15 protein-coding genes are annotated in these 10,947 nt (G+C 68.1%); 11 read left to right on the top strand and 4 right to left on the bottom strand.

Going from position 1 to position 10,947, the window contains the following annotated elements; translation table 11 throughout:
* Together FJV41_RS23640 and FJV41_RS23635 are read right to left on the bottom strand one after the other, a co-directional pair.
* Window positions 1–1,280: sensor histidine kinase (locus FJV41_RS23640; RefSeq protein WP_141644798.1), on the bottom strand; the 1,280-nt coding region annotated here is incomplete at its 3' end.
* Window positions 1,281–1,376: 96 nt separating this feature from the next.
* Window positions 1,377–1,877 carry a hypothetical protein gene (locus FJV41_RS23635; protein WP_181790871.1) on the bottom strand — a complete coding sequence of 167 codons (501 nt, stop codon included), beginning with the start codon at window positions 1,875–1,877 and terminating at the stop codon, window positions 1,377–1,379.
* Between the two features lie 99 nt (window positions 1,878–1,976).
* On the opposite strand from FJV41_RS23635, the gene FJV41_RS23630 reads away from it, so the two are divergent.
* The 7 genes from FJV41_RS23630 (at window position 1,977) to larE (ending at window position 6,426) form a co-directional block, all read left to right on the top strand.
* Window positions 1,977–2,744, top strand: coding sequence for a HesA/MoeB/ThiF family protein (locus FJV41_RS23630; protein ID WP_141644797.1), 768 nt, complete (start codon window positions 1,977–1,979; stop codon window positions 2,742–2,744).
* Window positions 2,745–2,843: 99 nt separating this feature from the next.
* Window positions 2,844–3,083, top strand: coding sequence for a sulfurtransferase TusA family protein (locus FJV41_RS23625; protein WP_141644796.1), 240 nt, complete (start codon window positions 2,844–2,846; stop codon window positions 3,081–3,083).
* Window positions 3,084–3,090: 7 nt separating this feature from the next.
* On the top strand, window positions 3,091–3,363 hold the full coding sequence (locus tag FJV41_RS23620; protein ID WP_141644795.1) for a MoaD/ThiS family protein: 273 nt from the start codon (window positions 3,091–3,093) through the stop codon (window positions 3,361–3,363).
* A gap of 6 nt (window positions 3,364–3,369) precedes the next feature.
* On the top strand, window positions 3,370–4,011 hold the full coding sequence (locus tag FJV41_RS23615) for a ThiF family adenylyltransferase (protein WP_141644794.1): 642 nt from the start codon (window positions 3,370–3,372) through the stop codon (window positions 4,009–4,011).
* Window positions 4,011–4,427, top strand: coding sequence for a M67 family metallopeptidase (locus FJV41_RS23610; protein WP_141644793.1), 417 nt, complete (start codon window positions 4,011–4,013; stop codon window positions 4,425–4,427). Before FJV41_RS23615 ends, FJV41_RS23610 begins: the two co-directional genes overlap by 1 nt.
* A 201-nt stretch (window positions 4,428–4,628) precedes the next feature.
* A complete protein-coding gene (gene cysC / locus FJV41_RS23605; RefSeq protein WP_141644792.1) occupies window positions 4,629–5,429 on the top strand; it encodes an adenylyl-sulfate kinase in 801 nt (266 codons plus the stop codon).
* Window positions 5,430–5,532: 103 nt separating this feature from the next.
* The gene (gene larE / locus FJV41_RS23600; RefSeq protein WP_141644791.1) at window positions 5,533–6,426 is read left to right on the top strand and encodes an ATP-dependent sacrificial sulfur transferase LarE; all 894 of its coding nucleotides are present in this window, start codon (window positions 5,533–5,535) and stop codon (window positions 6,424–6,426) included.
* Between the two features lie 4 nt (window positions 6,427–6,430).
* On the opposite strand, the gene FJV41_RS23595 is transcribed toward larE, so the two are convergent.
* Entirely contained in the window at window positions 6,431–7,363 is a 933-nt protein-coding gene (locus FJV41_RS23595; RefSeq protein WP_141644790.1) for a hypothetical protein, read from the bottom strand.
* Between the two features lie 161 nt (window positions 7,364–7,524).
* On the opposite strand from FJV41_RS23595, the gene FJV41_RS23590 reads away from it, so the two are divergent.
* On the top strand, window positions 7,525–8,064 hold the full coding sequence (locus FJV41_RS23590; RefSeq protein WP_306440899.1) for a hypothetical protein: 540 nt from the start codon (window positions 7,525–7,527) through the stop codon (window positions 8,062–8,064).
* Window positions 8,065–8,123: 59 nt separating this feature from the next.
* Window positions 8,124–8,288: a ribbon-helix-helix domain-containing protein gene (locus FJV41_RS23585; protein WP_141644788.1), complete on the top strand. Its 165-nt coding sequence runs from the start codon at window positions 8,124–8,126 to the stop codon at window positions 8,286–8,288.
* Between the two features lie 23 nt (window positions 8,289–8,311).
* On the opposite strand, the gene FJV41_RS23580 is transcribed toward FJV41_RS23585, so the two are convergent.
* Entirely contained in the window at window positions 8,312–9,166 is an 855-nt protein-coding gene (locus FJV41_RS23580; RefSeq protein ID WP_141644787.1) for a tRNA pseudouridine synthase A, read from the bottom strand.
* Window positions 9,167–9,210: 44 nt separating this feature from the next.
* On the opposite strand from FJV41_RS23580, the gene FJV41_RS23575 reads away from it, so the two are divergent.
* Entirely contained in the window at window positions 9,211–10,134 is a 924-nt protein-coding gene (locus tag FJV41_RS23575; protein ID WP_141644786.1) for an AgmX/PglI C-terminal domain-containing protein, read from the top strand.
* Between the two features lie 27 nt (window positions 10,135–10,161).
* Window positions 10,162–10,818, top strand: coding sequence for a hypothetical protein (locus FJV41_RS23570; RefSeq protein ID WP_141644785.1), 657 nt, complete (start codon window positions 10,162–10,164; stop codon window positions 10,816–10,818).
* Window positions 10,819–10,947: the final 129 nt, after the last annotated feature.

Raw genomic sequence — 10,947 nt, 5'->3', positions numbered from 1 at the left:
GTCGGGGGGCTGGGGAGGGAGAAGGCCACCTGGGCGCCCGAGCCCGGTGACGAATCCACGATGAGCTGGCCGCCGAGCTTCATGGCGCGCTCGCGCATGTTCAGCAGGCCGTAGTGTCCGCGCGGGGTGCGCTGCGGGTCGAAGCCCTTGCCGTTGTCGTGGACGATGAGGTGCACGTGCTCCTCGGCGTAGTCGAGCTTCACCTGTACGAGCTTCGCCTCGGCGTGTTTCACCGCGTTGGAGAGGCACTCCTGGAGGATGCGGAAGAGGGCGAGCTGCGTGTCGGGAGACAGCTTGCGCTGCGGGCCCGTGCGCTCGAACTGGATGGACAGGCCCGTGCGCTCCTGGAACGTCTTGGCGTAGTCCTCCAGGCCCTGCGACAGCTCGAAGTCCTCGCGCATCATCTGGAGGCTGCGGCGCAGCTCGTCGATGGACTCCTCGGCGGTGGCCTTCAGCTCGCGAATCTCCGAGCGCAGCCCGTCCTCGCGCGCGAGGTTCAGGATGTACTCCGCCTGGATGATCATCGACGAGAGCGAGGCGCCCAGGCCGTCGTGAATCTCGCGCGCCAGCCGGTTGCGCTCCTCCACCACGGCCAGCTCCTTGAGGTCTCCCTGGAGGGCCACGACCTCGCGGTGCGCGGCGGCCTCGCGCTCGTTCAGGTACACGAGCACGTAGACGATGATGAAGTTGAGCGCCAGGTACCAGAGCAGCGTGAGCAGCTCCACCGCCGTCACGGAGCGGTTGAGGAGCAGGTCCAGGCGCGTGGTGATCGGCAGCGCCAGCAGTGGCGGCAGGATGGCAAGCGGCTTGGGGTAGAGGATGGAGAAGAGGGTGGTGAAGAGCAGCTGCGTGGCCAGCAGGGGGCTCTGGAGGCCACCTCCCACCACGGGCTTGGCGATGAGCACCACGAGGATGACCAGGTCCAGGCACAGCGTGGTGTACGTCACCCAGCGGCCGGCCTTCGGGTGGTCGATGACGAGCAGGTTCGCGACGCTGTAGAGCAGCATCGTGAAGTAGCCCAGGAAGGAGAAGGCTCCGGTGAGACCGAAGTAGCCGCTCCAGGTGGGCACCGCCAGGATGAGCAATCCCAGCGTGAGGAACATCATTCGCGCATAGAAGAGGGCGCGGGCCCGGGCGACGAACCGGTCCTGTTCCCAGGACGCGGTGGCCTGCTCCGTGGAGACGCTGTCCGTCAGCTTGCGGCGCAGGAGGACCTCGCGCACTCGCGCGCGGAGGTCATTGGCCGGGGTCTCCTCGCCGAGGGCGAGATTCGAATTCATTGGGTGGCAGCTTACGAGAGCCGCCGGGTGTGCGGGAATCCCTGGGGTACTTCGCCCACCTCCCCGGCGGGCGGGGAGGCATGCGAGACGGCGTTGTCACCGGGGGGATGAGGGCTGCATGCAGACCTTGCGGGCCTCGGGCTTGTGGTTGAACACGTAGGTCAGCCGGTCCGTGGACTCGCCGGTGCGCTCGTCGAAGAGGGGCGTGCCGCCCGCGTACATGGTGCCCTCGGCGTTGCCGTACTCGTCCAGCTTGTGCTTCTTGAGCCAGCGGTCCACGCAGGACTCGAGCTCGGCCCGGTGGGCCTCGGGGGTGCCGGTCTCCTTGAGGGTGCGCTGGGGAGGCGTGGCCGCGTCGGGCGTGCCGGACGCGAGCGTGCCGGAGTCGGCGGTCGCCTTCTCGGAGCCGATGGGCGCGGCCTCCTGGAGCGCCTGGCCACTGTCGGAGGGGAACTTCGCCGCTTCGCTCGAGCCCTGGGCGTCAGCCGCCGGCAGCGATGCGTCCGCGGGGCCCTGGGCCTCGCCGGTGTTCTTGTGGCAACCGTGGACGAGCAGCAGGGTGGTGGAAAAGACGAGCACGCCGGTCAGGTTTCTCATATGTCCTGGCTGTGGAAAGGGCGCCTGCGCCCAACTGTTGACAGGTGCGACGCAGGGTCCCGCACGTTATTCGCATCCGCCCTCGCGGAGCAGCAATCGATGCACGGCCCAGAAGAGCACCACCATCCCCGGATTCCCCACGCCTCCCGCATCGAGCGCTCGCGGGTGCTCGTCGTGGGAGCAGGCGGGCTTGGCTGCCCGGCCTCGCTGGCGCTGGCCCAGGCCGGTGTCGGCCACCTGACGCTGGCGGACCCGGACCGGGTCGACGTGACGAATCTGCCCCGGCAGCTCTGGCACCGCGCGCAGGACGTGGGGCGCAACAAGGCGGAGTCCGCGGCGGCGGGGCTCATGCGGGCCTTCCCCGCGCTGACGACGGACGTGCTTCCGGAGCGCGTGGACGCGGACAATGTGGAGGGACTGTTCCGCGCGCATGACGCCGTCATTGATGCCACCGATGGCGTGGGGACGAAGTTCTTCCTCTCTGACGTGGCGGTGCTCACGGGCGTCCCGCTCGTCTACGGAGGCGTGCTGCGGATGCAGGGGCAGGCGATGCGGGTGGAGCCCCAGGGGCCCTGTCTGCGCTGCCTCTATGAATCGCCGCCTCCACCGGATTCGGTACCCACGTGCGCGCAGGCGGGAGTGCTCGGCTCGCTCGCGGGGCTGGTGGGTTCGGTGCAGGCGCTGCTGGTGCTGGAGTTGCTGGCCGGCGCCTCGCGCCGTGTGCCAGGTGAGGCCACGCTGCACGTGCTGGATGGGAACACGCTGCTGGGACGGCGTACGCGCGTCGAGCGGGCCGAGGACTGTCCAGGCTGCCGCATCACCGCTGTTCCGACGTTCCCCGAGGAGGGCACGGCATGCGCGCGCTGAGGGCGGAGGCACGGCCATGAGCGAGGCGACGGTGATGTCGGGCGTCCTCGATGTTCTCCAGGTACAGCGCTCTGCTCGTCGGTGCGCGGAGACACGGCCATGAGCGAGGTGACGGCGACGCTGGACATCACTCGCGAGGTCTGCCCGATGACCTACGTGCGCACCAAGCTGCGCCTGGAGGCGCTGGAGTCGGGCGCGTTGCTGGAAGTGTTGCTCCGGGGCACCGAGCCGCTGAAGAACATTCCCCGCAGCGCGCGCGAGGAGGGGCATGAAGTCGTCTCCCTCGAGTCGCGCGACGATGGAACGCACCGATTGGTGCTCCGCAAGCAGGGAAGGTGAGTGAGCCATGGCGACGATTCGGATTCCCTCGACGATGCGGGCGCTGACGCGCAATCAGGCAGAGGTCAGTGCCTCTGGCGCCACCGTGCGCGAGGTGCTGACGGATTTGGACGCTCGCTACCCCGGCATCGGCTCGCGACTGCTGGACGAGCGCGGCGCCGTCCGTCGCTACGTCAACGTCTTCCTCAATGAGGAGGACATCCGCGCCCTGCGCGAATTGGACACACCGGTGAAGGACGCGGATCGGCTCACCCTCATCCCGGCGATGGCGGGAGGGTGACGTCGCATGGCCCTGCGTGAAGATCAGATCCTCCGTTACTCGCGGCAGATCCTCCTGCGCGAGGTGGGCGGTCGAGGCCAGGAAGCGCTCCTGTCCGGCGGCGCGCGCGTGGACGCCACGGGCGCTTCGGGGATGACGGCGGCGGCGTATCTGGCGGGAGGAGGATCACCCGTGGCCGGGGTGGGCTCGCTGACGCTGGGGCCGTGGGCTCCAGGCTTCCTCATGTCGGCGACGGACGTGGGTCAGCCCGTGGCGGCGACGCTGGCCCGTGAGGTGGCGGCGCTCAACCCGGACGCGGCGAATCCGGAGCGTGGCGGCGGACTGCTGGCGGAACTGCCCACGGCGTGGAGCGGGGATGCCCCTTGGGTGGCGCTCTGCGGCGATGGCGCTCGGGCCGGCGTGGTGTTCCGGGGCGCGAAGGGCTGTGTCTGGTGCTTCGGAGAAACGGTGCGGCACCTGGGGCCGCCACCGGATGGCGCGCTGGGCGTGGCGCTCGGGACGCTGGGGGCCATGGTGTTCCAACGTCTCCGGCTGGGCCTGGAGCCGTCCCTGGGCGGCCGCTGGCTGGTGCCCCCGGGAGGGCTGGAGGAGATGGACGTGCGCCAGTGCTCGAGGTGTGCCTCGCGAGCCGAGCCTTCTTCGCCGTGATGCCCTGGTCGGATCCGCGCTGGCCGGAGGCGGTCCGTCGCGAAGTCATCCAGCACCTGGAGTCGTGCTACCCGCTGGAGGGCTGCGGAGTGATCCTCCACGCTCCCGGGGATGGCTCCTGGCGGGTGTGCCCCCTGCGCAACGCGTCCCCGCGCCCGGTACACGCCTATGCCTTCGCCGCCGAAGAGTGGCTGGCGGTGTGCGTCCAGGCGGAAACACGGGGAGAGCAGGTCGTCAGTGTGTTCCACTCCCATGTAGACGGGCCTCCCACTTTTTCGAGCGAGGACCGCTCCCTGGCCGCCCCCGCCGGGCATCCGCTCCTACCGGGAGTTTCCTATCTCATCGCATCCGTACACCGAGGCTGTGTCTCCTGGGTGTCCGAGTACGTGTGGAGGGATGGAGATTTTCAGACGTGACGGGTCTGAAAAGACCATTGCAAGAACGAAAAAGCCCAGTATGCGCAAGCACTTGACCGCCTGTTACCCCTACCTGCGGAAAGGTGCGCCTGAATTGTCAAGTGAGTGGGTTTTCGTCTATAACCACGTCCATCTTCTGGATCTGCGGCGTCCACCGCGGCGTGCAAGAAGCGCTCCGGACGCAGGGAGTTGAAAACCCTTATGGCCTCCAACACTGGATTCACCCTCTGGCTGACCGGCATGTCCGGGACCGGTAAGAGCACCACTGCCGCTTACATCGCGGCGCGGCTCCGTCAGGTCGGCCGCAACGTGGAGATCCTCGACGAGGGGGAGCTCGCCGACGAGCTGTGGGCGGGGTTGGGTGATTCGAAGGATGAGCGCAACACGATCGCCGGTCGTCTCGGCTTCGTGGCGAACGTCCTGACGCGCAATGGTGTCGCCGCCCTGGTGCCCTGCGTGAGCCCCTACAAGGGGAAGCGTGAGGAGAACCGCCGCGCCATCGGTCGCTACGTGGAGGTCTACGTCGACTGCCCCACCGAGAAGCTCATCGAGCGCGACAGCACGGGGCGCTACAAGAAGGCGCTCAACGGGGAGATCCCCAACTTCATCGGCATCACCGAGCCGTACGAGCCGCCCAACTCGCCGGAAGTCACCATCCACTCCGACGTGGAGTCGGTGGAGGACGGCGCCGCGAAGATCTTCCAGTCGCTGCTGGACCTCGGCTACATGACCACCGAGGAGCTGAAGATCATCACCGGCAAGAAGATGAAGGCCAACCCGCTGCCGGCCAAGGGCGAGAGGGCGGAGAAGGCCGAGAAGCCCGAGAAGGGCGGCGGTGCCAAGGCCCGTCGGGCGGAGGAGCCGAAGGTGGCCGCCAAGGTGAAGCCGGCCAAGGCCGACAAGGCGGACAAGGGCGCGAAGTCGCGTCCCGCCACGCGCGCTGCCCGCGTCGCGAAGCCGGCTCCCGCGGGGAAGAAGCCCGCGAAGGGCAAGTCCCGCTGAAGAGGGGGGCCGGACACGGCCCTCGTTCCACTTCAAGTCAAGGGCTCCAGGTTGCCGCGCGATGCGCGTGCAATCCGGGGCCCTTTCGTTTTAGGAGTCCCCCATGCTGAGCCCCGAGCGAATCCAGGCCCTGTGTGAGTCGTCGCGTCCCAAGCTGGAGGCCATGCGCGCCGCGCTGCGCGCCCATGGAAGTGCGCTGGTGGCCTTTTCGGGAGGCGTGGATTCGACCTTCGTCCTGAAGGTGGCCGTGGAGGAGCTGGGCGAGCGAGCCCTGGCGCTCACGGCGCTGTCCGCCTCGGTGGCCCCCGAGGAGGCGCAGGAGGCGCGGGAGCTGGCGGAGAAGATGGGGGCCCGGCACGTCGTCCTGGGCAGCAACGAGCTGGCCAATCCGCAGTACGCGGCCAACCCCACCAACCGCTGCTACTTCTGCAAGACGGAGCTGTACGACATCTGCGAGGTCCAGCGGAAGGAGCTGGGGCTGGCGGTGGTGGTGGACGGCTTCAACGCGGACGACTTCAAGGATCATCGGCCGGGGCACAAGGCGGCCCGTGAGCACGCGGTGCGCTCTCCGCTGGCGGAGGCCGGGCTGACGAAGGAGGAGATTCGCGCCTGGAGCCAGTTCCTGGGGCTGCCCACGTGGGACAAGCCACAGATGGCGTGCCTGGCGTCGCGGATTCCGTATGGCACGGCGGTGACGCGGGACAGGCTGCTGCAGATCGCCGCGGCCGAGTCGGAGCTGCGCAAGCTGGGCTTCCGGCAGTTCCGCGTGCGCTACCACAGCGACGTGGCGCGCCTGGAAGTGGCCGCCGAGGAGTACGAGCGGTTCCTCGTCGCGGACGTGCGCCAGCGGATCAACACCGCGTTCCTGGCGCTGGGGTTCAAGTTCGTGGCGTTGGATCTGGAGCCGTTCCGCTCCGGCCGCCTGAACGAGGCCGCTGGCGTGACGAAGCCCGCGACCCAGGGGGCCACGGGCTTCGCACTGCCGGTCGTGAGCTGAGGGATTACTTGGGAGACAGTGTGGCGCGCAGGGTGCCCGGGATCTGCTCTCCGAAGCGGTTGCCGAGCGTCACGAGGCCCTCTACCTGGTAGATGCCTGGCAGGGGGAAGCCCATGGCGTCGGTGTATCCTGGGAAGATCGCGCTATCGAACATCAGGAAATCGAGCGGCTCCGCCCCGAGGGCCCTGATGGCGAGGTTTCGTACCCGGAGTCCACCGGTGGGGCCTCCCGAAGTGACGAGGAAGTTGAGTTCCTTGCCCGACAGCGCCCTCGCGACGCGCTCATTCAGGAGGGAGGAGTAGGCCCCTCCGAACTGGACCGATACAGGGCTGGTCGTCACCACCAGATGCGAGCCAAACGAGGAGTCGTTGTCCTGTCGCACCTGGGCGGATTCGAAACTGATGGCAAATGGCACCGTCTTTCCCCCCAGAACATAGAACTCCGACTCGGGGACGTGCGGCGAGTTCGTGAAGTCCAGGGTGCCCGCGAGCCAGCCACCCGTGTCCACGCTGAAGCCCACGTCCGTGGTGCCCTCGGCGGGCGTCTTGAAGAGGAAGCGCACCGTGCGCGCTTCTCCCTCGGCGACCGTGAAGGACAGGGGGTTGGGGGAGATGAGCGTCGCGGGAATCGACTGACCCGGTGCGCCGACACGCTCGATGTGCCACTCGCCCTGGAGTTGGATGGTGTACCCACCCGCCGGAAGCTGCACGGCCACTGTGTCCGCGGACGTGTCGGTGATGGTGTGGTTCTTCGGCCCGGTGATGTCGAACGTTGCCCCGACCAGGCGGAACGTCTGGCCACCCGTCCCCGTGGTGATCAACGGCACCTGGATGACGCCCTCGGACTCGGGCACGTCGTCCAGGCCCGTCCCGGACGACCCGCCGCAGGCCGCGACGAGCAGGGTGAGAAGCAATGCGCTCAGGTTCAACTTCTTCATTTTCATGGTCTCCACTGGAGCGATGAACCGTAGGAGTACGGGGTGATCGCGTCAAACGACGGGGAGTGCCCCGGGATGAGTCCGCGCGTGCCCTGGAGGCTGGTAGAACACGCGGTCGCAAGATGCCTCGCGAGCGCACAGTGACGTCGAGACGGTCCTCGGTGCTGACGAATCCTCAGAGGGTCGTGGCGCTGCTGATCATGGCGCTCCCGCCGAGGGGCGCACGGGCCGCCGAGTACGTGGACTCTCCGTACCGGGACCGCAGTGCCTTCTCGCTGATCCTCGGCCCGGGCGCCTCCTATACGGAGTTGATCGACAGCGGGGATGCCGAGGTGGTGAAGGGGCTGGACGCGCTGCTCGACGTGGGGGCCAGCTTCACGGTGGGTTACGACGGGGACGAGGTCTTCGTGCTGATCCGCGGCAGCCTCCGGGAGCCGGATCTCTCGCTGGTGGGGGGCTTCCGGAGCGTCTTCGGGGACGAGTCCTGGCAGTCCTTCGTGGATCTCGGCGCCGTCGTGCATCCGTTTTCTGGGCCGTGGGTGGGGCCTCGCGTAGCGTTGGGCCTGCGACACACCTTCTCGGAGCGGTTCGCGGTGTACGGGGGACTTGGGCTCACGCTCGGGTTCGGATCCGGACTGCGCGCCGATGCCGAGGGCTTCACCGGGCTGCAGTGGATCTTCCCGGTAGGCGGATCCGAGTGAAAATCTTGCGATCAAATAGGTCTGTGAGATGGTGTGCGCATCTGTAGGAGGTTGCGCACTTGGACATGAATCCCCGTCTCACTTCGGTGGTCTTCCGGCTGAACCGCGAGAAGCTCGATGCTCTGAAGGAGCTGTCGCGCACCACCCGCATCCGTCAGAGCGAATACCTCCGAGAGGCCATCTCGGATCTGCTGGCGAAGTACGAAGAGCGCCTCGTCGACTGATCAGCGCGAGGATCCGCCGCGTGTCACCCGGGTAGGAAGGGTGGCTCCAGCGGCAGCCCTGGAGGGTGGAGACGCTCCGGGGCGGTGAAGGGATCCACTCCAGGAGGGTAGCGGACCTCCCAGAGCATCAGGCCGTGAGCGGGCGCCTTGAAGCCCTCCATGGCCGCCCCCGTCTCCAGGGCCGCGAGCCACGCCTCTTCTGGCAGCAGCCCCGCCGCAACCTTCAGCGCGCCACCCACCACGTAGCGCACCTGGTAGCGAGCAAAGCCGTCCCCGGTCAGCCTCACCTCGTAAAGGCCACCGCCCCGCTCGTGCAGGGTGGCGGACTCCAGCGTGCGCGGCTTGCGGGGGCTGGACTTCTCATGGAAGGCGATGAAGTCCCTCGTGCCCGCCGCCATGGCGAGCAGCTCCGCCACCCGCTCGGGTGTCACCGTCGCGCCTCGTCCCTGGAGCCCCGCTTCGCCCGCCACGTCGAGCGAGTAGGGCGCCCACTCCGGCGACGGCGCTCCGCCGCCCAGCCACAGTCGATATCGATACTCCTTGCCGCTCGCGCTCCACTGGGCATGGAAGGAGCCGGGCCGGCGCACCAGGCACAGCCCGAGCCCCGCGGGCAGGTGCGGGGGCACTCGCTGGGCGAGCGACTCGGGTGAGTCTCCCGCCTCCAGCCGGACGCTGACCACCTGCATTCGCGCATGGACGCCCCGGTCCGTCCGCCCCGAGGGCATCACCGTCGCGGGGACCCCCACCGAGCGCAGGGCCCCCTCCAGGGCCTCCTGGACGGTGGGGCCTTCCGGCTGGCGCTGGAACCCGCGGAAGTTTCCGCCGCGGTACCAGATCCACAGTGCGACGGGAATCCGCTTGGAGGTCGAAGTAAGCACGGCGTTGCGAGGGCGCGGGGTAACACGGGATAATCGCGCGCGAAATGGCAGCTGGACAAGAACTCGCGGCGGACGTGGATGGGCAGTGGCTCTTCCGACATGGAGACCTGGTCCTTGGACCGGTGAGTGGCTCCCAGATCGTGGAGAAGCTCAAGACGGGCGAGTTGACGCCCGATTCCCCCCTGGCCCTGGCCGGTGAGAGGGACTTCCACCCCATTAAAGATGTGGAGCCCTTCAAGGTGCACGTGGCGCTCTCCGAGGCACGGGTGCGCGTGGACGCGGCCGTCCTCGTGGAGCGGGAGAAGAACCGCAAGCGGGTGATGGTGCTCGGCGGCGTCGCGGGTGCGCTGGCGCTGGTGCTGGGCAGCGCGGGCCTGCTCCTGGCGCGCAACGCCGCGGTGCACGGCTGGTTCGGAGAGGACGAGTTCGAGGGCATCGAGATGGAGGCTCCCGTCATCCGCGTGGCGCAAGCGCGTCAGGACAACGAGGAACTCTTCGATTACCCCACGCAAGGCTCCGCCCGGCCGACCAAACCCGGGGAGACAGGCACGGCGAAACCCGCGAACGGCACGGGCAAGCCCACGGCGGTGGCCTCCGCGTCACGCACGGAGGACCGCAAGCCGCCGCGTCCCTCGGGGAGCGTGAACACGGACGCGGAGGGCATGGAGGTGGCGCAGCAGTTCGACCAGTCCGCCATCAACCGCATCGTCGCGGGCAACAAGTCCACGCTCTTCAAGTGCTTCAAGGAGGAGGCCGAGCGCAGTCCCGGGCTGGCCACGAAAATCCCCCTGGAGTTCGTCATCGGCAACGACGGCAAGGTCAACAAGCTGTGGGTGGACAACCCCCAGTTCAAGAAGGGCCCACTCTACGACTGCCTCTTCACGGAGCTGCAGAAGTGGCCGTTCCGGGCCTACGACGGAGAGCGGGCGACGGTGGGCCTGTCGTTCAATATCGGCAAGCGGGGGTAGGGCCACTTTCTTGCCCACCTCGCGGGCATGCCGCATACCGGGGCCATGTCCGCCGCATCCGTTGCCGAGACCGAAATCGCGAAGAAAGCGCTGAGCGTGCCGCCGGGGACGTTCCGTCACACCGTGCTGATGGCCGCCAAGCGCTTCAAGTCCACCTGGGCCGAGCTGGGCAAGTTGCTCGTGACGGTCCGGGACGAGGCGAAGTTCGAGGAGTGGGGCCACCCCACCTTCGAGGCCTACTGCCTCAAGGAACTGCACATCAAGAAGCAGACGGCCCTCAAGCTCACCCGTTCCTTCAGCTTCCTGGCCAAGCACGAGCCCGAGGAGGAGCTGCGGGCTCAGGAGTTCCCGGAAAAGGCTCCGGCCTTCGAGGTCATCGAAGTGCTGGCCGACGCCGAGGAGCGGGGCCAGTTGTCACCCACTGAATACAAATCCCTACGTGACAGCATCTGGAGCCCGGAGAAGTCTCCGACGGAGCTGAAGAAGGAGTTCACCGAGCGCTTCCCCCGTCCGCCGCCCGAGCCGCCGCCCGAGAGCCTCCAGGTGCGCAAGCTGGCGTCGATGGCTCGGAAGCTCGCCAGCGAGCTGGCGGGGTGCCGCAAGATTCCGAACGCTGTTGCCGAGCGGGCAGCCGCCCTGGCGGACGACGTGGAAGAGCTCGCCGCGGGCGTGACGGACGCCTGAGCCACTGTTACTGAACGCTCACCCGTTGCGGAGGCTGTACGCTCCGTAACGGGCCCGCACCGTTGGGCTTCCTGCCCAGGGGGGAGGGCCCTATAGTGGTTATGGGCCCCCATGTAGGTGGGCCCGGCG

The organism is Myxococcus llanfairpwllgwyngyllgogerychwyrndrobwllllantysiliogogogochensis (assembly GCF_006636215.1).
In the GTDB taxonomy this organism is placed as follows: Bacteria; Myxococcota; Myxococcia; order Myxococcales; family Myxococcaceae; genus Myxococcus; species Myxococcus llanfairpwllgwyngyllgogerychwyrndrobwllllantysiliogogogochensis.
Note: the sequence above shows the minus strand (reverse complement) of the source record. Positions and strands in the feature narration are given on the sequence as shown.